This window comes from Acinetobacter sp. FDAARGOS_559, assembly GCF_003940475.1.
Taxonomy (GTDB): domain Bacteria; phylum Pseudomonadota; class Gammaproteobacteria; order Pseudomonadales; family Moraxellaceae; genus Acinetobacter; species Acinetobacter baumannii.
Genome location: NZ_RKJG01000005.1, coordinates 2,587,467 through 2,612,125, shown reverse-complemented (window position 1 = coordinate 2,612,125; position 24,659 = coordinate 2,587,467). Strand labels below are relative to the sequence as shown.

The window sequence follows — 24,659 nt, the reverse complement described above, 5'->3', positions numbered from 1 at the left end:
TTCATTTTAGCTAGAGGTATAACTAAATCAAGTTGTCTTGCATATTTAAGAATCGATTGATGCTTCATATACAACTGCTTGGGTGTTGTATAGTCAAGCCTCACGAGCAATTAGTATTGGTCAGCTTCACATATCACTATGCTTCCACATCCAACCTATCAACGTCCTAGTCTCGAACGGCTCTTTAGAGGACATAAAGTCCTAGGGAAATCTTATCTTGAGGTAGGCTTCCCGCTTAGATGCTTTCAGCGGTTATCCCTTCCGAACATAGCTACCCGGCGATGCGACTGGCGTCACAACCGGTACACCAGAGGTTCGTCCACTCTGGTCCTCTCGTACTAGGAGCAGATCCTCTCAAATTTCCAGCGCCCACGGTAGATAGGGACCGAACTGTCTCACGACGTTCTAAACCCAGCTCGCGTACCTCTTTAAATGGCGAACAGCCATACCCTTGGGACCTGCTTCAGCCCCAGGATGAGATGAGCCGACATCGAGGTGCCAAACACCGCCGTCGATATGAACTCTTGGGCGGTATCAGCCTGTTATCCCCAGAGTACCTTTTATCCGTTGAGCGATGGCCCTTCCATACAGAACCACCGGATCACTAAGACCTACTTTCGTACCTGCTCGACTTGTGGGTCTCGCAGTTAAGCGCGCTTTTGCCTTTATACTCTACGCGTGATTTCCGACCACGCTGAGCGCACCTTCGTACTCCTCCGTTACTCTTTAGGAGGAGACCGCCCCAGTCAAACTACCCACCAGACACGGTCCTCGTCCCGGATCACGGGACAGAGTTAGAACCTCAACATTACCAGGGTGGTATTTCAAGGACGGCTCCACTGGAACTAGCGTTCCAGCTTCAAAGCCTCCCACCTATCCTACACAAGTAAGGTCAAAGTTCAGTGTCAAGCTGCAGTAAAGGTTCACGGGGTCTTTCCGTCTAGCCGCGGGTACACTGCATCTTCACAGCGATTTCGATTTCACTGAGCCTCTGCTGGAGACAGCGCCGCCATCATTATGCCATTCGTGCAGGTCGGAACTTACCCGACAAGGAATTTCGCTACCTTAGGACCGTTATAGTTACGGCCGCCGTTTACTGGGGCTTCGATCAAGAGCTTCGCTTACGCTAACCCCATCAATTAACCTTCCAGCACCGGGCAGGCATCACACCCTATACGTCCACTTTCGTGTTTGCAGAGTGCTATGTTTTTAATAAACAGTTGCAGCGGCCTGGTTTCTGCGGCTGTCGTCAGCTCAGGAAGCGAGTTCCATCACCAACAACAGCGTACCTTCTCCCGAAGTTACGGTACCATTTTGCCTAGTTCCTTCAGCAGAGTTCTCTCAAGCGCCTTGGTCTACTCGACCTGACCACCTGTGTCGGTTTCGGGTACGATTCCTGTGTAACTGAAGCTTAGAGACTTTTCCTGGAAGCATGGCATCAACCACTTCGCTGTACAAGTACAGCTTGCTATCAGATCTCAGCATAGAGTACCCCGGATTTGCCTAAGATACATGCCTACTTCCTTTCACCTGGACAACCAACGCCAGGCTGATTTAGCCTTCTCCGTCCTCTCATCGCATTACACAGAAGTAATGGAATATTAACCATTTTCCCATCGACTACGCCTTTCGGCCTCGCCTTAGGGGTCGACTCACCCAGCCCCGATTAACGTTGGACTGGAACCCTTGGTCTTTCGGCGAACGGGTTTTTCACCCGTTTTGTCGTTACTCACGTCAGCATTCGCACTTCTGATACCTCCAGCATGCTTCTCAACACACCTTCATCGGCTTACAGAACGCTCCCCTACCACGTATACAAAGTATACATCCGCAGCTTCGGCACATAGTTTTAGCCCCGTTACATCTTCCGCGCAGGCCGACTCGACTAGTGAGCTATTACGCTTTCTTTAAAGGGTGGCTGCTTCTAAGCCAACCTCCTAGCTGTCTATGCCTTCCCACATCGTTTCCCACTTAACTATGATTTTGGGGCCTTAGCTGGCGGTCTGGATTGTTTTCCTCTTGACTACGGACGTTAGCACCCGCAGTCTGTCTCCCGGATAGTACTCATAGGTATTCGGAGTTTGCATCGGTTTGGTAAGTCGGGATGACCCCCTAGCCGAAACAGTGCTCTACCCCCTATGGTATTCGTCCGAGGCGCTACCTAAATAGCTTTCGGGGAGAACCAGCTATCACCAGGCTTGATTAGCCTTTCACCCCTATCCACAAGTCATCCCCTGGCTTTTCAACGACAGTGGGTTCGGTCCTCCAGTTAGTGTTACCCAACCTTCAACCTGCTCATGGATAGATCGCCTGGTTTCGGGTCTATACCCAGCAACTAAACGCCCTATTAAGACTCGATTTCTCTACGGCTCCCCTATACGGTTAACCTCGCTACTGAATATAAGTCGCTGACCCATTATACAAAAGGTACGCAGTCACACCACGAAGGTGCTCCCACTGCTTGTATGCATGCGGTTTCAGGATCTATTTCACTCCCCTCACAGGGGTTCTTTTCGCCTTTCCCTCACGGTACTGGTTCACTATCGGTCAGTCAGGAGTATTTAGCCTTGGAGGATGGTCCCCCATATTCAGACAAGGTTTCACGTGCCTCGCCCTACTCGTCATCATTATGTGTGCCCTTTCGTGTACGGGAATATCACCCTCTACGTTCGCACTTCCCAGAGCGTTCCACTAAAACACACATAACTTAATGGGCTGATCCCCGTTCGCTCGCCGCTACTGAGGGAATCTCAATTGATTTCTTTTCCTAAGGGTACTGAGATGTTTCACTTCCCCTCGTTCGCCTTGCAACACTATGTATTCATGTTGCAATACCTACCTTAAAGTAGGTGGGTTCCCCCATTCAGACATCTCCGGATCAAAGGATATTTGCCGCCTCCCCGGAGCTTTTCGCAGGCTATCACGTCTTTCATCGCCTCTGACTGCCAAGGCATCCACCACATGCACTTAATTACTTGACTATACAACCCCAAACAGTCGATGTTACCTACAAGTTAGTAACTTCAACATTTCAGTTTAGAGCACTGTGCACTTAAGCACCGTACAGCTTCAATCTAAATTCACATACCAAAACGCTTGATTCAGTTAATTTGCTAGTTCTCAATTCATCTAGATTAATCGCTTAACCTAAACTCTTGAGTGAACAATTTATTTCAGACTCAATTTTGCCAATCTGTTAATGAGTTAATGTGTCTTCGTCAGATCACACTAATTACCGTGATAATGAAATCACAGAAGTTAATAAACCAAGATCTTAATCTTTATTTACTAATTTCTGTAATCCGAACTTATCTTAAGTTCTGGTGGAGACTAGGAGAGTCGAACTCCTGACCTCCTGCGTGCAAAGCAGGCGCTCTACCAACTAAGCTAAGTCCCCAGCTTACATCATCAATCATGTATCTTTTATCTATAACTTCAACCAGTCAAAGTCATGGTGGGTCTGACAAGACTTGAACTTGTGACCCCACGCTTATCAAGCGTGTGCTCTAACCAACTGAGCTACAGACCCTCAGATACATCTATGAAGAACAACTTGTTGTGGATTCTTACCAATCGTCAATCTTTCGTTAAGGAGGTGATCCAGCCGCAGGTTCCCCTACGGCTACCTTGTTACGACTTCACCCCAGTCATCGGCCACACCGTGGTAACCGCCCTCTTTGCAGTTAGGCTAGCTACTTCTGGTGCAACAAACTCCCATGGTGTGACGGGCGGTGTGTACAAGGCCCGGGAACGTATTCACCGCGGCATTCTGATCCGCGATTACTAGCGATTCCGACTTCATGGAGTCGAGTTGCAGACTCCAATCCGGACTACGATCGGCTTTTTGAGATTAGCATCACATCGCTGTGTAGCAACCCTTTGTACCGACCATTGTAGCACGTGTGTAGCCCTGGCCGTAAGGGCCATGATGACTTGACGTCGTCCCCGCCTTCCTCCAGTTTGTCACTGGCAGTATCCTTAAAGTTCCCATCCGAAATGCTGGCAAGTAAGGAAAAGGGTTGCGCTCGTTGCGGGACTTAACCCAACATCTCACGACACGAGCTGACGACAGCCATGCAGCACCTGTATCTAGATTCCCGAAGGCACCAATCCATCTCTGGAAAGTTTCTAGTATGTCAAGGCCAGGTAAGGTTCTTCGCGTTGCATCGAATTAAACCACATGCTCCACCGCTTGTGCGGGCCCCCGTCAATTCATTTGAGTTTTAGTCTTGCGACCGTACTCCCCAGGCGGTCTACTTATCGCGTTAGCTGCGCCACTAAAGCCTCAAAGGCCCCAACGGCTAGTAGACATCGTTTACGGCATGGACTACCAGGGTATCTAATCCTGTTTGCTCCCCATGCTTTCGTACCTCAGCGTCAGTATTAGGCCAGATGGCTGCCTTCGCCATCGGTATTCCTCCAGATCTCTACGCATTTCACCGCTACACCTGGAATTCTACCATCCTCTCCCATACTCTAGCTCACCAGTATCGAATGCAATTCCCAAGTTAAGCTCGGGGATTTCACATCCGACTTAATAAGCCGCCTACGCACGCTTTACGCCCAGTAAATCCGATTAACGCTCGCACCCTCTGTATTACCGCGGCTGCTGGCACAGAGTTAGCCGGTGCTTATTCTGCGAGTAACGTCCACTATCTCTAGGTATTAACTAAAGTAGCCTCCTCCTCGCTTAAAGTGCTTTACAACCATAAGGCCTTCTTCACACACGCGGCATGGCTGGATCAGGGTTCCCCCATTGTCCAATATTCCCCACTGCTGCCTCCCGTAGGAGTCTGGGCCGTGTCTCAGTCCCAGTGTGGCGGATCATCCTCTCAGACCCGCTACAGATCGTCGCCTTGGTAGGCCTTTACCCCACCAACTAGCTAATCCGACTTAGGCTCATCTATTAGCGCAAGGTCCGAAGATCCCCTGCTTTCTCCCGTAGGACGTATGCGGTATTAGCATCCCTTTCGAGATGTTGTCCCCCACTAATAGGCAGATTCCTAAGCATTACTCACCCGTCCGCCGCTAGGTCCGGTAGCAAGCTACCTTCCCCCGCTCGACTTGCATGTGTTAAGCCTGCCGCCAGCGTTCAATCTGAGCCATGATCAAACTCTTCAGTTAAAATCATTTTGTACCTTATTTATAGACAAGGTACCAATTCTGGCTCATCAATTACTGACTTAAATTTCGCTCAAATAAACTTCGAGTAATTTAAACCAATCAATCAATGAAAATTATTTCGATTAATCAATCAGTAAAAATCCACACAAGTTGTTCTTCAATTCTCTTAATGATCTTCTTACTGGTTCGTCACCAGCAAGCTAGGTCGGCTATATTACTCTTAATCTCTTAAAAGTCAACAGGTAATTTCGATATTTTTAAAACTTAGTCTCTAAACCAACTTACCATCAAACTCATCGCTTAAAGCAACCAATCTAATCACAAGTAACTGTTTTTCAACAAGTTTCTATCTGCATCACCGCCGATGGATGTGCATTATAGACCATTAATATCCCTTTGCAAGCGAAAATTAAAATTTAATGACTCGAGCGTTTATTTTTAAATCAACACCAATATTAAGACTTTGTTTTATATCAATAATTATTTTAATTTTTTATTTTTGACTTAAATAAGCCAGTATCATGCTCGATAATTCTCGCTTAAGTTGTTGTTCTGAGATAAGAAAATTGTTTTGGCTTACATAACGCATCATCGTAAAAAGCGTACTATTAATAATTACAAAGGACTTATGCTTCACCTGTTCGAAGTCCCATTGATGAGGATTTCTACTGAATGTATATAACCCTACTTCAAAAAAATGCTTTTCTAAAATCTGAGCAGCTTGCGAATGACTATAGCCATGCCAATGCTTCAACACTTCTATAAAAAATCCATGATCGGCTTTTAATGCATTAAATCCCAACTCTATTGCTAAGGGAATGAGCAGCTCTAAAGGAATGTTTCCTTCCTGTATAACTAATTCTTTAAGTTGTTGCCCCAATAATTCGCTTTTACGGCGCAATAGTTCTTCTATGATTTGATCTTTATTCTCAAAGTATTGGTAAATCGACCCAACACTTACTCCAGATTTCTCTGCAATTTTAGGTGTCGTCGTATGTAGTAATCCATACTGGGCGATACACTGCTGTGTCGCCTCTAAAATATGATCAACAATAATTTTTGAACGCTGTTGCTGTGGGGCTTTTCTCATCGTTTTTTATTCGTTAAATGCGAATTGAATGCGAATAATTATTCATATTAGCCTATTTATTGTTCAGTTCAATAAGTAAGTAACGATATGCAAATGATTAGCCCGACTCGACTTGCTTCTTTTAATGACATGCAAGACAGTAATTTCTTTACTCAGTTTTTAAATATCTGTTGTGAAAAACCAGTACAACCAAGCTATACGGAATATGTGTCTTTACAACATGCCCTTTATGAAGGGGATATTGAAATGGACAAGGTGATTGATTGGATTATGCAAAATCCCAAAGATCACCGAATAATTTTTGAGAAGATATTATTTCAAGGCCGTGATGAACTCTCTGAGCCTATACCTACTGAGTTAGAGAATTTCTTTAATTACATTGAACAAAAGCCTGAATGGTTAGATCAGCGCCAAATCGATGAGGCTGTTAAATTTACCCATCGTTTAGGAATAAATAATGGTTTTATTCTTAGAGATTTATCCTTAATGGCGGGATATTTATATCCGGGATTTAATCAACCCCTAATTTTAACGGGTGCATTAAAGAAAGAAGCGGGAACACGTTTAGCAGAAACCACAAAATGGTGGGTGGATATTACTGAACCCCAAGGGCTTTCTCGTTTGAGTGCAGGTTTTACGTCAACGATTTATGTTCGCTTTATTCATGCACTCGTTCGCCGGCAATTAAAAAAGTCTGACCGTTGGGATAGTGAGGTTTGGGGAATTCCTCTTAATCAATTTGATTTAGCAATGACTAATTTGGCTTTTAGCAGTGTCGTTTTACTCGGTATTAGAGCTTTAGGTATATGGCCAACAAAACAAGAGGCAAAGAGTTTTTTACATTTCTGGCGTTATGTTGGTTGGTTAATGGGTATTGATGAAAAATGGCTTATTCAGTCTGAACCTGAGGGTTGGAGGTTACTTTACTGGATGCAGTTTGCTCATCCTCGCTCCGATCACAGCAGTATTGAATTAGGATTGAGCTTGTCGAAAGAACCTTTTGAGAGAAAATATCTGCATTTACGCTCTTTACAGCAGAAACTTGCTTATCGACAACATTTAGAACTTACCCAATTTTTTATTGGTAAGAAAAGAATGAAACTACTCGGATTGCCTCAGCAATCTGCCTCATGGTTTGCTTATTATTTAATTGTGCGTAATTTACTACTTTATAATGGCGCAAAGCTTTCACCAAAAGTTGAAAAGTTTTTATCTAAATCAGGCCGTAATATACAAAAACTTGGCTTAACGCTTTATCAGAATCAAGGTAAGGCAAAAACCTTAGCAAGTATGCATCAATAATTCTGGAATCTAAAAAAGCAAAAAATGGAAGCCCGTTATCCAGACTTCCATTTTCAACTATTAAGAACCTTATTGAGCTGATGAACTATGCATTTCAGCGTGATTCATTTGCTCATGTGACTCCATCATCTGCTTCTTTTTTTGACTTGGCATGTAGTCAGGCTCATTGTTGATGGCCAAGTAAAAAATAATCATAAACAATACACTCAAGATAGAAGCCACAATAAGTAACTTCCATCCCCACCAAGACTGTTCAGGCGATAATTTATTAGTCATTTCATTTCTCTCATTAAATTAATATTTTCAGTTCATTTACTACGGCTTATTAAAACTTCATGCTCATACGAACCCAGTAATTTCTTCCGATATTGTTGAACTGCTCTTCGCTCGCAAATCCGAAGCCTGCACTACCCGCTTTATTTAAGTGTTCGGTATAGGTCTTATCTAATACGTTATCGATGCCAACTGAGACATCAATATCTTTACGAAGGTTATAACTTCCGTTTAAAGAAAGTGTTGAGAAACCTTTACTTGGTTTTAAGTCATATCCCACGATATTACCTTGATGTAGACTCACACGGTTTTGCTCAGCCACAGCTCGCCACAACAGACCAAAATTATATTTGTCGGCCACATAGCGAATATTTAAACGACCTTCTAAAGGTGAAATTTGAGGTAGTGGTTTGTCATCTGTAGTGTTTTTACCCCATGCATACATCGCACTCAAATCTGCTTGAATATGGTCGGTAAATTGATATCCAATACCCGCTTCCGCACCAGCAATGGTTGCATCGACATTTTTAGCACCCGCAGTAATCCCATGGCTCATACCATGTCCATCCATTCCCATACTTGGGTGATGGTGATAACTCATTAAAATGTAATCATCTACTAAGCCTGCGTAAGCAGAAGCCCATGTACTTAAAGCTCCATGTTGCTGCTGGAAGCCCATATCTAACTGTAATGTTTTCTCAGGATTCACACCGTTAAAAGTATTGGTTGAGCCAGCATTACCATGTATAGGCGAGAAAAGCTCCCAATAATCAGGCATACGCTCTACATAACCTAAACCGATATAGCTTTTTAGCTCATGCTCAGGATGTTGATTTTCCCAGCGAACAAATGCGCTCGGTAAAGTCTTTTCAAGCTTCGTATTAAAATCTTTTGATTTGGCGCGTTCGTCTTCAACTGTGACTCGATCTAAACGCACACCTGTGACCAGTTTGTTGAAATCGTTCCATTGATAGCCGAGTTCACCAAAAGCTCCGTATGAATGAAAGATCATATCCGTTACGCGAGGTTGGTTGAGGTAGTTACTCCTCATACTACTGCGTGAGCTGTGTTTATTATTTTGAGTATCTACACCCGATATAAAGCTCCATTGACTCCACTCATTAGTCATCGCTAAACGTGCGTTCAATGTACGGCGTGCAACATTTGATGCCATTGGCATGGACATACCATCTTGTGGATTAAATTCACGCAAGCTGAAATTATCCATGACGTGGTCGTTATAGCTATAGTTCACCTGCCCTTCGATTTTCTTGATCACATCAGTGATATTTTTCTTTTCAAAACGAAGCCCTAAACTTTCACGCGCAAACTGAGAACCATCCATTGAACGTCCAGCATAAAGCGATTCACCATCAGATTTCCCACCCGTGATTTCGACCCACGTGTTTTCATCTGGAGTAAAGCCAAGCGCTACATCAACATTCCACTTTTTCCATGCTGATGGAACTGTATTGCCATCACCATCTTGATAACTATTCGATTCTGAACGGTTGGCATTTAAACGGATATATTTTTTCTCATCGCCAACAGCCGCTTCAATATTATGGTCAATACGCCCATATGAACCTAGCAAGACACTCGCTTGACCGCGATAGGGTTTTTCAGAAGTAAGCTTTTCAGGCTGACGTTCAAATAGAACTGTTGCAGCTGAACCAGTATTGGCATATTGAACCGTTTGTGGTCCCTTAATCACAGAAATCCGGTCATAACTTTCTGGTGAAATATAAGAAGTTGGAGCATCCATTCGGTTTGGGCAGGCACCCAAGTTCTCTGTGCCATCCGTTAGAATTTTAATACGTGAACCAAACATACCTCGGAATGTCACATCACCATTTGTTCCACCGCTTTGAATTGAATTAAAACCCATAATACTTTGCAGATAGTCTGCGCCATCCGTGGCAGGGACTGGCTGAATCGGTTGCTTTGGATCTGCGTGTACGATCAGACCATTTGCATCATTGCCTTGCTGTGCTGTAACAACAATAGGTGCTAATGAATGAAGTGTGTTGGTTTCGGCATCATTTTTTTCTGATTCGGCAAACACTAGACCCGAATGAGAGACAGCAAGCATCGCAACCCATAAAGGTTGTAGTAAAAATTTAGAATGTGGCATTTTTTATACGCTCTAAAACATAAATAAAGTGATATCGAAGTCAGTTAAGACCCCAACAAAAATTGCTTTTATTTATGCAAATAGAGGCGGCGCACGTCCTTGCGGGAGTAGGAAAAGTCGCTGTAGCGCAAAGTAAACATGCCGGAAAGCTTGTTGATACGCGACTAAGCGAACTTGTATACGAACAAGCACCTCTTTTACGCCAAATTCAGGTGGTAAAACCAAATTGGCATAAACGGTACAATATTGACACTGATGGTTTGCATCATGGTGATCATGATGGTCAGGTACTTGCGCCTGTTCGATATGATGCTGGTGATGTGAATGGTGCATGGCATGTGACATGGCTTCCGTCTGTGCTTTTGGTTTAAGCAAAGCACGGGTAATAGTTTCACAGACCGGAGCAATTTGATATTGCTTCGGTAATAGCGGCTGTAGAAATACCGCAATCTGTAAAAATACTGCTGCACAGGCAAGCAGCAAACCACTACGAAAAACCAAAAATCACATCCACACTATATTGGTGTTTGAAAAATATTAACGTTTTACCGCAACTTTTTCACGTTCGCGTTGGCGAACAATTTTTTCGACTTTTTCACGTGCACGCTGACGCTTAAGTGGTGACAAATAATCCACAAACAATTTGCCATTTAAGTGATCCATTTCATGTTGGATACAAACAGCGAGAAGTCCGTCAGCTTCTATCTCAAATGCTTGACCTTCAAGGTTAATTGCCTCAATTTTCACGCGTGACGGGCGATCAACTTTGTCGTATATTTGTGGCACTGATAGACAGCCTTCTTCGTACGGCTGCGTCTCTTCAGTCAGCGGAGTTACTTTGGGGTTAATGAAAACCATAGGTTCATCTTTAGATTCAGACAAATCCATGACGATAAGCTGAATATGACGATCGACCTGAGAAGCTGCTAAACCGATACCTGGTGCCGCATACATGGTTTCAAACATATCTGCTGCAAGTTGACGAATTTCATCAGTAACTTCTTCAACGGGCTTAGCAATGGTACGAAGACGGGGATCAGGAAAACTTAAAATAGGTAATAAGGCCATACTGTCGTCCTCACTTATGCCATTGATTGAAAAACCAAATGAAGGAAATACTTCATCGAAAAATTGTGTGTAAGCCGCCCATTATAACGCAACTGCACACATAATTTTTAGGAATTATCATAATGAAAAAGGTTTTTAACGGCATGGTTAATTTTCATGCCTTGGGGATAAAGAAGCATTTACTTGCCTTGGCGCTCTGTACAGGTGTCGCAATCGGTACGATAGCAGAGGTTCATGCAACCAGTCCGAACCATAATCCACCCTCACTTAAAAGTAATGCACCCAATGTATATGTTGTAAAACGTGGGGATACTTTATGGGATATTTCAGGACATTTTCTAAATAAACCATGGCGTTGGCCTGAAATCTGGGCGAGCAACCAACATGTTAAAAATCCACACTGGATCTATCCGGGTGACCGATTACTATTATGTAGCCTAGATGGGCGTCCTTTAGTCGGTAAAGATGAGGGCGATGGTTGTGTCGGTATTATTCGCCGCTATACAGGTCAAACCACAAACCTACAACCACAAGTTCGCGTCGAAGCATTAAATAATAGCGTTCCAGTTATTCCACTTGAACATATTAAACAGTGGTTAGAGAACAGTACTATTTTACCAGCCGATTCAATTACCAACACACCTTATATTGTTGGTACCGCCGATCAACGTGTACTTGCAGGAAAAGGCCAGACTATTTATGCACGAGGACAAGGCTTAATTAATGGGCAGCGTTATGCAGTCTACCGAGAAGGTGAACCTTACTATTTCACAGACAATAAAGGTAAAAAGCATAGTTTAGGGATTGAACTACTACAGGTTGCTTCAGGTGTTGCGGTATCTTCTGAAAAAGATATTACTACATTAGAACTAACAGATAGTTATAACGCTGAAGTACGTCGTGGCGATCGTGTTATGCCTGAAGAACAAGCTACTTTGCCAACATTATTTTACCCAGTAGATGCGAAGCAAGTGACGGATGGTGGCAAGATTATTCGTGTCATGGGCTCAATTGGTAGAGCTGCAAAAAATAGTGTAGTGACTTTGGATCGCGGTACAACTCAGGGCATTCAAGTAGGTCAAGTTTTTGATATTACTCAACAAGGTGAATCAATTCGCGACCCTAAAACCAAAGAAGTGATTCAACTTCCTGGCCAACAAATTGGCAGTCTAATGGTTTTTAGAACTTTTGATCAGCTAAGTTATGCTTTTGTTTTAGAGAGCGATTTACCAATTAAGGTTGGTTCAAGCATTCAGCCACCTCAATTTAATGATTAATGCTGGATGTACCTTTTACAATGCTCACTCAACTTTCTTCACACCACTACCACACACTTAAAGTGTGGTATTTGGTGCAGCACTCTTTAGTCAGCTTTAAAAAAATTATTGATTATTTTGGAAATTGTGAAAAAGCCACTCAACCTGATTGTTTAGCAAAGTGGTCCTCTCTGGGGCTACATGCTAATCACTTAAAGCGTGTAAACGAATTTCAAACGCCCCAAGGTCAAGCGCAGTTTGAACAACTTGTACAACAAGTTCGTCAGCATACGGATTTTATTTTAACGCCGGATGACTCTGGCTATCCCACTCAATTACTTCCTTATACAGATCACCCACCTATTATTTTTGGGAAAGGTCAAGCGCAAGCTTTATTGCAACCTCAAATTGCGATTGTCGGTAGCCGAAAGCCAAGCCCACATGGACGACAGGTCGCTTATGATTTTGCCTATTACTTAAGTGAAAAGGGCTTTTTCATTAGTAGCGGTCTGGCTTATGGCATTGATGAAGCCGCTCATCAAGGTGCATCTACTCATCAACGTACCATTGCAGTGACGGGTACGGGCTTAGACACTACTTATCCAGCTCAAAATAAAAAACTTGCAGAACATATTTTGGCTAAAAACGGCGCCATTATTACTGAGTTTTTACCGGGTACACCACCATTACAACAACATTTTCCACGGAGAAACCGAATTGTCAGCGGTTTGAGTTTAGGCGTTTTGGTGGTAGAAGCGACATTAAAAAGCGGCTCACTCATCACGGCCAATAAAGCTGCTGAACAAGGTAAAACCGTATTCGCGATTCCGGGTCATATTTATAGCGAGTTTCATCAAGGATGCCATCAACTTATCCGTGAAGGTGCAATTTTAATCGACCATCCTGAACAGATTATTGAGGATCTTGCTTTACCAACCCAATGGCAAAGTCAGCAACAAAATCAAACGGAAGAAGCTAATACGAATACTCCAGAAATTCCTGAGCATTTGATTGACCTTTATCAGTCTTTAGACTGGGTGGGACAAAATATTGACCAGCTTGTAGTTCACCATAATATTCCAGTTTCTGAACTGACCTCTTCACTAATGGAACTAGAACTACTCGGTTTATGTATGCAACAATCAGGGCTGTATTTACGTTGTCGTTCTTAGTATTAGAGCGCACAATAGCGATTCTGTTTGATTGAAAGGAAAGAATTACCATGATTACGACCTCAGTGACCGAAGCAGCCGAATGTTTACAACAAGGTCAAGTTTTGGCATATCCAACTGAGGCAGTCTGGGGACTAGGCTGTGATCCATTTAATGAACAAGCTTTTCAAAAAATTCTTGAATTGAAACAGCGCCCTATTGAAAAGGGCGTCATTTTATTGGCTGGACATATTAGTCAAGTAGAACATCTACTAACTTCCTTACCGCAAACTACTCAGCAAGAAATTATTGATTGCTGGACAAACCATCAACCCTCAGAAAGAGCCACAACTTGGCTATTACCTGCTGATCAACACATCCCCTCATGGATTAAAGGCGAGCATCCTCTTGTTGCAGTACGTGTAACGACACATCCTTTATGTGTCGCTTTATGCAATGCTTTTCATGGTTTTATTGTATCGACGAGTGCCAACCCTAGTGGACAAGAACCTGCACATTCTTTACAAGATGCCTGCCAATACTTTGGTTCACAATTAAACTATCTCAATGGTGATTTAGGCCAAAGCCAACAGCCAAGCCGCATCATTAACGCCTTAACTGGTGAAGTGATACGTCCTTAATTCCAGACAAAAAAAAGCTCAGTTATATAGGGATAACTGAGCATAAAAAAGGATGGGTATATACCACATCCAGAGGGTTTGGATATCTCTGGAACGAAAGAAAAATTGCTTAAAAGAGCATCTTTCGTAGTGGTCGCTATTATGTGGCAAGAGACTTAATGTGAGAAATATATTATTTCTCTAAAAAAAGCATGAAAAGTGTAGGGAATTTGGCGTTTTTAGCAGTTGAATTAAAATTATATTAATATTTTTATTGGCCTTTTTTAATATTTATGTTACACAATCTTTTCATAAATATATTTATAAATCATATAGAAAAGCTTAGATTGATAAAAAACTGGCATATTTTCATCACTTTTTTTAAAAATATGCCATAGTTTTTTTATGATTCTTAATTTTGCTCTGGCAAAAGATCTGATTTTTTAGAATTAACCTTCTTTTGTGCCATGATAATGCCCACCAGAATCATAATTCCGCCGAAGGTGTGATATATGGTCCATTGTTCAGATAACCAGATACTTGCAATAATGGCGGTGAACACTGGCACAAGATTCATAAAGATACTGGTTCTATTTGGCCCAAGTTGTTGTACGGCTAACATCCAAACTAGCGGCGCAATGAGTGAAGCAAATACACCGGCATAAATTGCACTTGGCGCATTTTGTGCATTTAAGGCATCCAGACCAAACCAGAAAATTAAAGGAAGATGGAACAGCACGGAAAACCCAATCTGAACGTATAAGCTTGTCATAATTGGAAGTGGGAGCTGCCATTTCTTTAAGAAAACTCCATAAAATGCATAGAAGAATACGGCAATAATCATCAATGCATCGCCAAGGTGCCCGCCACCACTTAAAAGCTTATTAATATTTCCTTGGGACATAACGTATAGCAGACCAGCAAAAGACAAAATACTGCCAAAAACTGCAAAGCGATTAGGCACATCTTTTAAAATGGCAAGCGAAACAAAGATCGTAAAGATGGGAATAAATGCATTCACAATCCCCATATTGGTTGCACTAGTATAATGGGCAGCCGTATAAGCTAAGCCTTGATAAAGCACCATCCCAAATGCACTTAACACAGCAAGCTTAGGTAAATATGGTATTACTAGTCGTCTTTGTCTCCAAACAGACAAAAACATAAATGGAGTCAAAATAATAAAAGCGATTAACCACCGATAAAAGCTAATACTTACCGGAGAAATATAGTCCGAGACATAGCGGGTGACTACAATATTTAAAGACCAAATCAGTACTGCCAGAATGGGAAAAATAAATGCCCATTTGTGATATTTCATGACCTGACTCATAGTAATACACCAACTACAAAAGAGACTTTATTTTGAAGAATGTCTTAATAAATTGAAATATCGTATTTCCGACATTGATATTGAACTTAAGACATCATTTATTTTTTAAAATAATGTCCAAGCTTTCATGGCATGTTCTACCACTTTATGTAATTGTTCGGTATTTGCACCATCTCTGGCCTGAATGGTAAGCCCCTGAATAACAGTCGCATAAAAATCAGTCATTTCTTGTAGAGGGGCACTAATAGGCAAGTCGCCCTGTTCTACACCTTGTTCGAGACGTTTTAATAATTTTTCTTTGGTCTTTATTCGCTTATCTAAAAGATTTTGCTGTACCTCTTGTGTGGCATCAGAACAGTTCATAGCAGCAACTACCAACATACAACCTGCTGGCTTATTGGGTTGAACCAATCGTTTTACATTGTCATAAAGATATAACTCAAAAGCGATTTTTGCAGTTTTTGCTTCTAAAAATATCGTTTCAATAGGGCATGCTTCATGAGCGAGATAGTAGTCAATACTTTTGTAAAACAAACCTGCCTTATCGCCAAAAGCACTATATAGGCTCGGCGCTGTAATTTCTAAAGCATGTGTTAAATCACTAATAGAGGTGGCTTCATAGCCATGTTCCCAAAAAAGTAACATAGCTTTCTCTAACACTTGCTGCTCATCAAAGCATTTAGGACGTCCACGCTTCTTTTTTAACGTGTCCTCATTAACAAGATCTGTTTCATGCCTATTTGTCATAAAGATCACATCTATTTTTATAACAATCGTTATTAAATTAATTGACGTTCAATTTTTTATCAACTATTTTATTTTCATAATGATCGTTAGTTAATTATAAATTTGCCTTTCTTCACTTCGAATTTAGCAAAGTAAGGATTTCTTTATGGACCAATCTACTACCTCTAAAGCACGACCCATGACTTCCACACAAGGGAGCTGGTTTGCTATTTTGGCTGTTGCCATCGCAGCCTTTGCCTTGGTAACGAGTGAATTTTTACCTGTTGGTGTCTTAAATAGCGTTGCAGCCGATTTACACATTTCTGTAGGTACAGCAGGTCTTATTATTACAGTACCCGGCATTATGGCAGCGATTGCAGCCCCACTATTACCCGTTTCAGTAAAGCAACTCGACCGCCGTTATGTGCTTATTTTACTGACTGCTATTATGGTGATTGCCAATACCATTACGGCTTTTGCAGAAAACTTTCATGTTCTATTGTTGAGCCGTTTGATTTTAGGGATTTCAATTGGTGGCTTCTGGGCAACAGCAATTGCCTTAAGCGGTAAGCTAGCACCTGCAAATTTACCTATTGCCAAAGCAACTGCTGTAGTAATGGCTGGTGTAACTTTCGCCACTGTACTAGGTGTACCGATTGGAACATGGTTAAGTGAGTTTTATGGGTGGCGCAGTGCCTTTGGAATTACAGCTGCTATCGGTCTTGTTGTATTAGTGCTTCAGCTTATTTTCTTACCAAAACTTTTACCAGAGTCAGCAATACATATTCGTGATTTACCTGCATTATTACGCACACCTAAAGCACGTAGCGGCATGCTTATTGTTTTATTAATTGGGCTTGCTCACTTCTGTGCATATAGTTATTTAGCCCCTTTCTTTAAAAATGTAGCCGGGTTTAATGGGACAACTATTAGCTCATTATTATTGCTTTATGGAATAGCTGGTATTTTTGGAAATGCATTTGCAGGGTACAGTGGTAATTTAAATGTTCGGTATACCTTAGCTTTCGTTGGAACATGTTTTGCCATTGTATTCTTTGGCTTCCCAATCTTTGCTATCCATGAGTTTGGTGCCATTGTCCTTACTGCATTATGGGGCTTCGCATTTGGCGCATTCCCTACCTCTGCCAATATTTGGATGTTTGTACACGCACCTCATGCTGTAGAAAAAGGTATGCCGCTTTTTGTTGGTATGTTCCAAGTCATGATTGCTACAGGATCATTATTAGGTGGTTATGTAGTTGATCATTTTAATGAAAATACTTTAATTTATGGGGTATTAAGCTTCGTTGCCTTAGCTTTAATTAGTACATTTACCTTAGCCAAAGGTTTAAACAATCCCAAAGCAACATGTGAAAATTAGAATATTACTTAGAGTAGACCCATGAAAAATGAGGACCAACAATTTTCTTTATTAGAGAGTATAGAAGTTCATGAATTTCTATACGAAAAAGAAGATATTGTTCGTCCTCATGCTTCACTATGGGGAGATTTTAATTTTAGTTTAAATGGTATTTTAGAAATACAGGTAGAAGAGCAAATATACTTGTCTCCTCCAAGCTATGGGCTTTGGATTCCCCCTCAAACGGTTCATCAATCTACCCATATCGATCATGAAATTCATTATATCTGCATTCGTTTACACCCTCGGCTTTGCTCTATTTTAGGAGATATCTGCCGATGCTTTAGTATTCAGCCCTTTTTTCGGACCTTAGTTTTACAAATATTGGAACAGCAAAAACAAACGGAAAAGCCTGAATATTTAGAACATCTTTTACAGGTTTTATTCGATCAATTACAACAAGCACCCGCCTATTCTCATTATTTACCACAAACACGGCATCCTGTTTTACTACCAATTTTAGAAAAGCTTTCAGATCCATTACTTTTTAATCTCTCTTTACAGCAGTTACTTCAGAACTTTTCTGTCAGTGATCGTCATTTATTACGCTTAAGCCAACAAGAACTACAACTTTCACTATCCGAATGGCGTAATCGAGCCAAAATTGTTTACGCCATTCATCAGATCCGTCAAGGAACACCGATTAAACGCCTAGCATACGATTTAGGTTATCAACACAGCTCAAGTTTTATCGAATTTTTTAAAAGATATACAGGCCAAACACCTGTTCAAATCAGAAATAATTAGATAGTAAAACTGCTTTTGTATATCTTTTTATTTTTTGAACACGAATATTATTGCACTACTCAAGAATAGCAGTTAAAACAAATGCGTTACTTGATATCAATTACAATCTTCAGGAAAGACTCATGACTCAATCTGTATATCATATTCCAGTAAAAGCTATTTCAGGCGAAACGGTTGACCTTGACCAATATAAAGGGAAAGTTTTATTAATCGTAAACACAGCGTCTAAATGTGGTTTAACTCCACAATACGAAGGTTTAGAAAAGCTGTATCAAGCAAAGAAAGATCAAGGTCTTGAAATCTTAGGCTTCCCTGCAAACAACTTTAAAGAACAAGAGCCTGGTTCGGATGAAGAAATTCAACAGTTCTGCTCATTAAACTACGATGTTCATTTCCCACTTTTCTCTAAAATCTCTGTAGCTGGCGAAGATAAACATCCACTTTATCAAGTGCTAACAACAGCTCAACCAGAACGTATTGGAGAAGGTCCTTTTCGTGAGCGCTTAGAAGGTTTAGGTATTCCTACTAACCCGGCCCCTGAAGTGTTATGGAACTTCGAGAAATTCCTAGTAAATAAAATGGTGAAGTTGTTGCGCGTTTTGCTCCTAACTTAACAGCAGACGATGAACAAATTGTAAAAGCAGTTGAAGCGGAATTAGCTAAATAATTTTTGCATCAAACTAATAAAAGGAGTGCTATAGCACTCCTTTTTTATTGTCTACTCAAAATGTTGTTCATTTGCAACAATACCTTATTTCTACATATTTTATGCATATAGTACCTACTTGCTTCAGTTGGTATTGTTTGTAGTTATGAAAAAAGTTTTACAAGGTGCATTTTTCCCATTTGTGATTTTTGCTTCAGGTATGTTGTTACTTGGATGTGATCAGGCACAAGACCATGCAAAGGAACAAGAATCCGTTCAGACTAACGATCAAATATCAGAACAAGCTGATGACTCTCAACAAGAAATCACAGCTACACAAAATAAAACTGAATTAAAAAATGGTAATGTTTTTTATATCGTTCGTGATGCCGCTAACTTACAGTTAAAGGCTGGCGACTATATCGAAAAGCTCAAGGACACTCAACTTGACGTTGAACAAGCCATTCAAGATAAAGATCAGCATGAGCTAAAAACAACTGTGACGACTTTGAAAGCACAGTTAGAAGGTTTAAACCAAGCTTTGCTTGGTTTAGATATCAGAAGTCAGGAAGTTGAAAATATCCGTCAAAGCCTACTACAGGCAAACCAGCAAGCTTTAAGCATGCCTTTATTAAATGGGAAATTAGAGCAAATTAATTTCGACCAAATTGAAAAGCAACTTAATACCATCCAAATGGATATGGTCAAGCTCGCTGCTATGATTATGGCAGGAGATGAAAAATCAGATTCAAAAACTGATTCTTAATTTTCTTTTTAGCAATAAAAAAAGCCACCTTTCGGTGGCTTTTTCAATCTCGAACCGCGTCTTATTGAGCGCGGTTTTTGATTTTACGGATAGTTTCAAGCTGTGCAGCGGTTTCTGCCAAGGCAGCCAACGCAGCAGCTGAGTCCAAATCACTCTTTTGGTTTGCAAGCAATTGTTCAGCATTTTTACGTGCTTCTAAAATTGCAGCTTCATCCAAATTGTCAGCGCGGATTGCAGTATCTGCAAGAACCGTCACAACATGAGGTTGAACTTCTAAAACACCGCCAGATACATAGACGATTTCTTCTGTACCATTTTCCAACAGAACACGAATCGGGCCCGGTTGAAGCAAGGTTACAAGTGGAGCATGCCCTGGCAAAATACCAAGTTCACCACCTGCACCTTTCGCGATTAACATCGTCACTGCGCCAGAGTAAATTGACTCTTTAACACTTACGACATCACATTGCATAGTCGCCATGAGATGATCTCCTTAAATTAGAGTTTCTCAGCTTTAGCAATCACTTCGTCAATACCACCAACCATATAGAACGCTTGTTCTGGGATGTGATCGTATTCACCAGCTAATAGACCTTTAAAGCCACGAATCGTTTCTTTAAGTGGTACTAATTTACCAGGAGCACCAGTAAATACTTCAGCTACGTGGAATGGTTGAGAGAAGAAACGTTGGATTTTACGCGCACGGTAAACAACCAATTTATCTTCTTCTGCCAACTCATCCATACCCAAGATTGCGATGATGTCTTTAAGCTCTTTATAGCGTTGCAATACGTTTTGTACTGCGCGCGCAATTTCATAGTGCTCTTGACCAACAACTAATGGGTCTAACTGACGTGAAGTTGAGTCAAGTGGATCGATCGCTGGATAGATACCAGAAGATGCGATGTCACGGCTCAATACTACTGTTGCGTCTAAGTGAGCAAATGTAGTTGCAGGCGATGGGTCTGTTAAGTCATCGGCAGGTACATATACTGCTTGGATCGAAGTGATCGAACCAGATTTAGTAGATGTAATACGCTCTTGAAGAACACCCATTTCTTCTGCAAGTGTAGGTTGGTAACCTACCGCAGATGGCATACGACCTAACAATGCTGATACTTCAGTACCTGCAAGTGTATAACGGTAGATGTTGTCGACGAATAATAATACGTCACGACCTTTACCGTTTTCGTCTTTTTCATCACGGAAGTATTCAGCCATAGTCAAACCAGTTAACGCTACGCGTAAACGGTTACCTGGTGGCTCGTTCATCTGACCGTAGACCATTGCTACTTTGTCAAGAACGTTAGAATCTTTCATTTCGTGATAGAAGTCATTACCTTCACGAGTACGCTCACCAACACCAGCAAACACAGATAAACCTGAGTGTGCTTTCGCGATGTTGTTGATCAATTCCATCATGTTAACGGTTTTACCAACACCAGCACCACCGAATAAACCAACTTTACCACCTTTCGCAAACGGGCAAAGTAAGTCAATTACTTTAATACCAGTTTCTAAAAGGTCAGTAGAAGCTGCTTGTTCAGCATAAGAAGGCGCTTGACGGTGAATCGGCAAACGTTCTTCAGTCGCAACAGGACCTGCTTCATCGATAGGACGACCTAAAACATCCATGATACGGCCAAGAGTGGCTGTACCAACTGGAACAGAGATCGGTGCGTTTGTGCTAGTTACAGTAAGACCACGTTTAAGACCTTCTGTAGAACCCATTGCGATGGTACGAACAACACCATCACCAAGTTGTTGCTGAACTTCTAAAGTAGTTTCAGTACCGTCAACTTGGAGAGCGTCATAGATCTTTGGAACGCTTGTGCGCTCAAACTCGACGTCGATAACCGCGCCGATGATCTGAATGATACGACCGCTACTCATTGCTGTCTCCTCAATTCAAACTTAATAATGTTAAACGGCAGCGGCACCACCAACGATCTCAGAGATTTCCTGAGTAATCGCGGCTTGACGCAGCTTGTTATAGATGAGTTGTAAGTCTTTGATAAGCTGACCTGCGTTATCTGTCGCTGCTTTCATTGCGACCATACGTGCAGATTGCTCACATGCGACGTTTTCAATCACACCTTGATAAACCATAGACTCGATATAGCGAACTAATAAACCATTTAGCAATTCTTCTGCTTCTGGTTCATAGATGTAATCCCAACCATAAGTACGGTTGAGGTCATCGCCTTCTTCTGCTGGTGCTAAAGGAACAAGTTGCTCAACTTTAGGCTTTTGTGTCATTGCATTGACGAAACCATTTGATACGAGATAGATACGATCTAATTCGCCTTTATCAAATGCATCAAGCATAACTTGCACTGAGCCAGTTAACTGTTCCAAACTAGGGGCATCACCAATTTGAGTGGTTGCACCCAGCACTTTACCGCCGTAATTCTTAAAAAACGAAACCGCTTTTTGACCAATCAAAGCAAATTGAACTTCAATTGACTGCTCTTGTTGTGCTTTGACATGCTGCACAACTTTCTTGAACAAGTTAATGTTCAAACCACCTGCCAAACCGCGATCTGAAGATACAATGATGTAACCAACACGCTTAACTGGGCGGTCCACCATATAACGGTGTTTGTATTCAGGGTTTGCTTGTACCAAGTGAGCAATTACACGGCGCATATTATCGGCATACGGACGGCCCTGAGCCATGCGCTCTTGCGCACGACGCATTTTTGAAGCAGCTACCATTTGCATCGCGCGAGTAATCTTTTGCGTGCTCTTGATACTAGCTACTTTGGCGCGAATTTCTTTTAAATTTGCCATACGCTTAACCTAGTATTCGAAAGCCCTTTCGAGCTTCCGAAGGTTGATCCGTGAACCAAACTTAACTAAAACTGAACTTAGTAAGTTTGAGTCGCTTTAAAGCTTTCAATACCAGCTTTGATTGCTGCTTCGATGTCTTTGTTGTAGTCACCAGTTTCATCGATTTGTTTCATCAACGGAGCATATTCTGAACGGAAGTAAGCAATTAACGCAGCATCAAAGTCTACGATTTTCTTAACTTCTACATCAGCCATATAGCCTTCGTTAGATGCATAAACAGAAACAGCTTGGTCAGCAATTGAGTAAGGAGCATATTGTTTTTGCTTCATTAACTCAGTTACACGTTGACCATGTTCAAGTTGTTTACGAGTTGCTTCATCAAGGTCAGAAGCAAACTGAGCAAACGCAGCCAATTCACGGTATTGCGCTAAAGCGGTACGAATACCACCAGACAATTTTTTGATGATCTTAGTTTGAGCAGAACCACCAACACGAGATACAGAGATACCCGCGTTCACAGCAGGACGGATACCTGCGTTGAATAATGATGTTTCTAAGAAGATCTGACCGTCAGTAATCGAAATTACGTTTGTTGGTACAAATGCAGATACGTCACCTGCTTGAGTTTCAATAATTGGTAATGCAGTTAAAGAACCAGTTTTACCAGTTACTGCGCCATTAGTGAATTTCTCAACGTATTCAGCAGATACACGTGAAGCACGTTCAAGAAGACGTGAGTGAAGATAGAATACGTCACCTGGATACGCTTCACGACCTGGTGGACGACGTAAAAGCAATGAAATTTGACGGTAAGCAACAGCTTGCTTAGATAAATCATCATAAATGATAAGAGCGTCTTCACCGCGGTCACGGAAGTATTCACCCATTGTACAGCCAGAGTACGGAGCTAAATACTGCATTGCAGCAGGATCAGCAGCCGCAGCAGCGACAACAGTTGTATACGCCATAGCGCCAGTTTCTTCTAGCTTACGTACAACGTTTGCAATTGTTGATTGTTTTTGACCAATCGCAACGTATACACATTTAATGCCAGAGTTTTTCTGAGCGATAATCGCATCGATCGCCATTGCTGTTTTACCAGTTTGACGGTCACCAATAATCAACTCACGCTGACCACGACCCACAGGAATCATGGTATCAACTGATTTATAACCAGTTTGAACAGGTTGGTCTACAGATTGACGCCAAATTACACCTGGTGCTACTTTTTCAACAGCATCAGTTAATTTTGCATCAATTGGGCCTTTACCATCAATTGGGTTACCCAAAGCATCTACGACACGGCCAAGAAGTTCAGGACCAACTGGAACTTCTAAAACACGACCTGTACAACGAGCTTTTTGACCTTCTTGAAGGCTTAGGTAGTTACCTAAAACAACGGCACCCACTGAATCCTGTTCTAGGTTCAGTGCCATACCAAATAAGCCGCCGTCGAATTCGATCATTTCACCGTACATTGCATCAGCAAGACCGTGAATACGCACGATACCGTCGGATACCATAACAATGGTACCTTCGTTTTTAGCGGTCGCGCTGGTGTCCAGATCTCCGATACGCTGTTTAATGAGCGCACTGATCTCGGATGGATTCAGTTGTTGCATTGCGCTATTCCTCAATCTTTTATTAGTTCAGTCTTCATCATTTGCATTATGCAAGAAGACGAGTACGCATTTTTTCAAGCTTGTTAAGCGCAGAATCATCTATCACTTGATCGCCTGCACGAATTACAACACCTGCAATAAGCTCAGGTTTAACTTCAACTGAAACAGTTACTGTGCTGTTAAAACGCTTTTCTAAAGCAGATTTCAACAGTTGCTCTTGTTCAGCAGTTAACGGGAAAGCCGATTCAATCACGACATCCACATTGTTGTTATTCTGTGATTTAAGCTGTTCATATTCTGCTGCAATTTCAGGTAACAACACTAATCGATCGTTATCTGCAAGAAGTGTCAAAAAGTTAGACACTGCTTGAGACTGATCTTCACCTAAAACTTTAGCAAAAAGCTTCACTTGCTCCGCAGGAGTAAGTTCAGGGCGATTTAAATAAGCGGAAAATGCTTCGTCTTGCACCGCAGCACTGAGCACTTGTAACGCATTCGACCAATTGTCTGTTGCACCTTGCTCAGAAGCATAAGCAAATGCTGCTTTGGCATACGGACGTGCCAACGTCAAGAGTTCAGCCATAATTC

18 protein-coding genes, 2 tRNA genes, 2 rRNA genes and 2 pseudogenes are annotated in these 24,659 nt (G+C 41.7%); 8 read left to right on the top strand and 16 right to left on the bottom strand.

Translation table 11 applies throughout. From position 1 onward, the window contains the following. Window positions 1-89: 89 nt before the first annotated feature. The 5 genes and pseudogenes from EGS71_RS14040 to EGS71_RS14020 all read right to left on the bottom strand — a co-directional run bounded on the left by EGS71_RS14040 (window position 90) and on the right by EGS71_RS14020 (window position 6,214). Window positions 90-2,981, bottom strand: a 23S ribosomal RNA gene (locus tag EGS71_RS14040). 340 nt (window positions 2,982-3,321) lie between these two features. Next, window positions 3,322-3,397: transfer RNA gene (locus EGS71_RS14035), tRNA-Ala, on the bottom strand. 55 nt (window positions 3,398-3,452) lie between these two features. Beyond that, window positions 3,453-3,529 (bottom strand) — tRNA-Ile (locus tag EGS71_RS14030). Window positions 3,530-3,588: 59 nt separating this feature from the next. Continuing rightward, window positions 3,589-5,124 (bottom strand): 16S ribosomal RNA (locus EGS71_RS14025). Together the 16S and 23S rRNA genes with 2 tRNA genes alongside form the textbook arrangement of a ribosomal RNA operon. Before the next feature lie 519 nt (window positions 5,125-5,643). Continuing rightward, a pseudogene (locus EGS71_RS14020) lies at window positions 5,644-6,214 on the bottom strand (TetR/AcrR family transcriptional regulator). 87 nt (window positions 6,215-6,301) lie between these two features. On the opposite strand from EGS71_RS14020, the gene EGS71_RS14015 reads away from it, so the two are divergent. Further along, window positions 6,302-7,516: an oxygenase MpaB family protein gene (locus tag EGS71_RS14015; protein WP_001177956.1), complete on the top strand. Its 1,215-nt coding sequence runs from the start codon at window positions 6,302-6,304 to the stop codon at window positions 7,514-7,516. Between the two features lie 69 nt (window positions 7,517-7,585). Here the strand turns inward: EGS71_RS14015 and EGS71_RS14010 are convergent, their stop codons facing one another. The 4 genes from EGS71_RS14010 to def all read right to left on the bottom strand — a co-directional run bounded on the left by EGS71_RS14010 (window position 7,586) and on the right by def (window position 10,991). After that, on the bottom strand, window positions 7,586-7,792 hold the full coding sequence (locus EGS71_RS14010; protein WP_000182542.1) for a hypothetical protein: 207 nt from the start codon (window positions 7,790-7,792) through the stop codon (window positions 7,586-7,588). Window positions 7,793-7,841: 49 nt separating this feature from the next. Then, entirely contained in the window at window positions 7,842-9,923 is a 2,082-nt protein-coding gene (locus tag EGS71_RS14005; RefSeq protein WP_001120682.1) for a TonB-dependent copper receptor, read from the bottom strand. Between the two features lie 72 nt (window positions 9,924-9,995). Continuing rightward, the gene (locus EGS71_RS14000) at window positions 9,996-10,424 is read right to left on the bottom strand and encodes a DUF2946 family protein (protein WP_000231981.1); all 429 of its coding nucleotides are present in this window, start codon (window positions 10,422-10,424) and stop codon (window positions 9,996-9,998) included. A gap of 36 nt (window positions 10,425-10,460) precedes the next feature. Further along, entirely contained in the window at window positions 10,461-10,991 is a 531-nt protein-coding gene (def, locus tag EGS71_RS13995; RefSeq protein WP_001196539.1) for a peptide deformylase, read from the bottom strand. A 122-nt stretch (window positions 10,992-11,113) separates the two neighbouring features. Here def and EGS71_RS13990 point away from each other — a divergent pair, with 122 nt between their 5' ends. The 3 genes from EGS71_RS13990 to EGS71_RS13980 are packed head-to-tail and all read left to right on the top strand — an operon-like array spanning window position 11,114 to window position 14,039. Next, the gene (locus tag EGS71_RS13990; RefSeq protein WP_000755280.1) at window positions 11,114-12,268 is read left to right on the top strand and encodes a LysM peptidoglycan-binding domain-containing protein; all 1,155 of its coding nucleotides are present in this window, start codon (window positions 11,114-11,116) and stop codon (window positions 12,266-12,268) included. Between the two features lie 20 nt (window positions 12,269-12,288). Continuing rightward, complete coding sequence (gene dprA, locus EGS71_RS13985; protein ID WP_002009557.1) at window positions 12,289-13,419, top strand: DNA-processing protein DprA; 1,131 nt, start codon at window positions 12,289-12,291, stop codon at window positions 13,417-13,419. Between the two features lie 50 nt (window positions 13,420-13,469). Then, window positions 13,470-14,039: an L-threonylcarbamoyladenylate synthase gene (locus tag EGS71_RS13980; RefSeq protein WP_000633612.1), complete on the top strand. Its 570-nt coding sequence runs from the start codon at window positions 13,470-13,472 to the stop codon at window positions 14,037-14,039. 391 nt (window positions 14,040-14,430) lie between these two features. On the opposite strand, the gene EGS71_RS13975 is transcribed toward EGS71_RS13980, so the two are convergent. After that, entirely contained in the window at window positions 14,431-15,351 is a 921-nt protein-coding gene (locus EGS71_RS13975; RefSeq protein ID WP_000084546.1) for a DMT family transporter, read from the bottom strand. 105 nt (window positions 15,352-15,456) lie between these two features. Then, complete coding sequence (locus EGS71_RS13970) at window positions 15,457-16,107, bottom strand: TetR/AcrR family transcriptional regulator (RefSeq protein ID WP_012300783.1); 651 nt, start codon at window positions 16,105-16,107, stop codon at window positions 15,457-15,459. Window positions 16,108-16,243: 136 nt separating this feature from the next. Here EGS71_RS13970 and EGS71_RS13965 point away from each other — a divergent pair, with 136 nt between their 5' ends. The 4 genes and pseudogenes from EGS71_RS13965 to EGS71_RS13950 all read left to right on the top strand — a co-directional run bounded on the left by EGS71_RS13965 (window position 16,244) and on the right by EGS71_RS13950 (window position 19,656). Continuing rightward, entirely contained in the window at window positions 16,244-17,458 is a 1,215-nt protein-coding gene (locus EGS71_RS13965; RefSeq protein WP_000372838.1) for an MFS transporter, read from the top strand. A 21-nt stretch (window positions 17,459-17,479) separates the two neighbouring features. Beyond that, window positions 17,480-18,244, top strand: a complete 765-nt coding sequence (locus EGS71_RS13960; protein WP_000786954.1) for an AraC family transcriptional regulator — start codon at window positions 17,480-17,482, stop codon at window positions 18,242-18,244. Between the two features lie 122 nt (window positions 18,245-18,366). Beyond that, a pseudogene (locus tag EGS71_RS13955) lies at window positions 18,367-18,911 on the top strand (glutathione peroxidase). 145 nt (window positions 18,912-19,056) lie between these two features. Beyond that, on the top strand, window positions 19,057-19,656 hold the full coding sequence (locus tag EGS71_RS13950) for a hypothetical protein (protein WP_000757144.1): 600 nt from the start codon (window positions 19,057-19,059) through the stop codon (window positions 19,654-19,656). 61 nt (window positions 19,657-19,717) lie between these two features. On the opposite strand, the gene EGS71_RS13945 is transcribed toward EGS71_RS13950, so the two are convergent. The 5 genes from EGS71_RS13945 to EGS71_RS13925 form a co-directional block, all read right to left on the bottom strand. After that, window positions 19,718-20,137, bottom strand: coding sequence for a F0F1 ATP synthase subunit epsilon (locus EGS71_RS13945; protein WP_000224542.1), 420 nt, complete (start codon window positions 20,135-20,137; stop codon window positions 19,718-19,720). A 17-nt stretch (window positions 20,138-20,154) separates the two neighbouring features. After that, window positions 20,155-21,549 carry a F0F1 ATP synthase subunit beta gene (atpD, locus tag EGS71_RS13940; protein WP_000094481.1) on the bottom strand — a complete coding sequence of 465 codons (1,395 nt, stop codon included), beginning with the start codon at window positions 21,547-21,549 and terminating at the stop codon, window positions 20,155-20,157. Between the two features lie 30 nt (window positions 21,550-21,579). Continuing rightward, window positions 21,580-22,449, bottom strand: coding sequence for a F0F1 ATP synthase subunit gamma (gene atpG, locus EGS71_RS13935; protein ID WP_001284971.1), 870 nt, complete (start codon window positions 22,447-22,449; stop codon window positions 21,580-21,582). A 77-nt stretch (window positions 22,450-22,526) separates the two neighbouring features. Then, a complete protein-coding gene (gene atpA / locus EGS71_RS13930; protein ID WP_001186635.1) occupies window positions 22,527-24,071 on the bottom strand; it encodes a F0F1 ATP synthase subunit alpha in 1,545 nt (514 codons plus the stop codon). Window positions 24,072-24,117: 46 nt separating this feature from the next. Beyond that, a complete protein-coding gene (locus tag EGS71_RS13925; RefSeq protein WP_000818995.1) occupies window positions 24,118-24,654 on the bottom strand; it encodes a F0F1 ATP synthase subunit delta in 537 nt (178 codons plus the stop codon). Window positions 24,655-24,659 lie beyond the last annotated feature (5 nt).

Bases quoted from the DNA above. Each gene is read 5' to 3' on its own strand.
- EGS71_RS14015 (WP_001177956.1), top strand. From the start codon at position 6,302: ATGCAAATGATTAGCCCGACTCGACTTGCTTCTTTTAATGACATGCAA.
- EGS71_RS14010 (WP_000182542.1), bottom strand. From the start codon at position 7,792: ATGACTAATAAATTATCGCCTGAACAGTCTTGGTGGGGATGGAAGTTA.
- EGS71_RS14005 (WP_001120682.1), bottom strand. From the start codon at position 9,923: ATGCCACATTCTAAATTTTTACTACAACCTTTATGGGTTGCGATGCTT.
- def (WP_001196539.1), bottom strand. From the start codon at position 10,991: ATGGCCTTATTACCTATTTTAAGTTTTCCTGATCCCCGTCTTCGTACC.
- EGS71_RS13990 (WP_000755280.1), top strand. From the start codon at position 11,114: ATGAAAAAGGTTTTTAACGGCATGGTTAATTTTCATGCCTTGGGGATA.
- dprA (WP_002009557.1), top strand. From the start codon at position 12,289: ATGCTCACTCAACTTTCTTCACACCACTACCACACACTTAAAGTGTGG.
- EGS71_RS13980 (WP_000633612.1), top strand. From the start codon at position 13,470: ATGATTACGACCTCAGTGACCGAAGCAGCCGAATGTTTACAACAAGGT.
- EGS71_RS13975 (WP_000084546.1), bottom strand. From the start codon at position 15,351: ATGAGTCAGGTCATGAAATATCACAAATGGGCATTTATTTTTCCCATT.
- EGS71_RS13965 (WP_000372838.1), top strand. From the start codon at position 16,244: ATGGACCAATCTACTACCTCTAAAGCACGACCCATGACTTCCACACAA.
- EGS71_RS13960 (WP_000786954.1), top strand. From the start codon at position 17,480: ATGAAAAATGAGGACCAACAATTTTCTTTATTAGAGAGTATAGAAGTT.
- EGS71_RS13950 (WP_000757144.1), top strand. From the start codon at position 19,057: ATGAAAAAAGTTTTACAAGGTGCATTTTTCCCATTTGTGATTTTTGCT.
- EGS71_RS13945 (WP_000224542.1), bottom strand. From the start codon at position 20,137: ATGGCGACTATGCAATGTGATGTCGTAAGTGTTAAAGAGTCAATTTAC.
- atpD (WP_000094481.1), bottom strand. From the start codon at position 21,549: ATGAGTAGCGGTCGTATCATTCAGATCATCGGCGCGGTTATCGACGTC.
- atpG (WP_001284971.1), bottom strand. From the start codon at position 22,449: ATGGCAAATTTAAAAGAAATTCGCGCCAAAGTAGCTAGTATCAAGAGC.
- atpA (WP_001186635.1), bottom strand. From the start codon at position 24,071: ATGCAACAACTGAATCCATCCGAGATCAGTGCGCTCATTAAACAGCGT.
- EGS71_RS13925 (WP_000818995.1), bottom strand. From the start codon at position 24,654: ATGGCTGAACTCTTGACGTTGGCACGTCCGTATGCCAAAGCAGCATTT.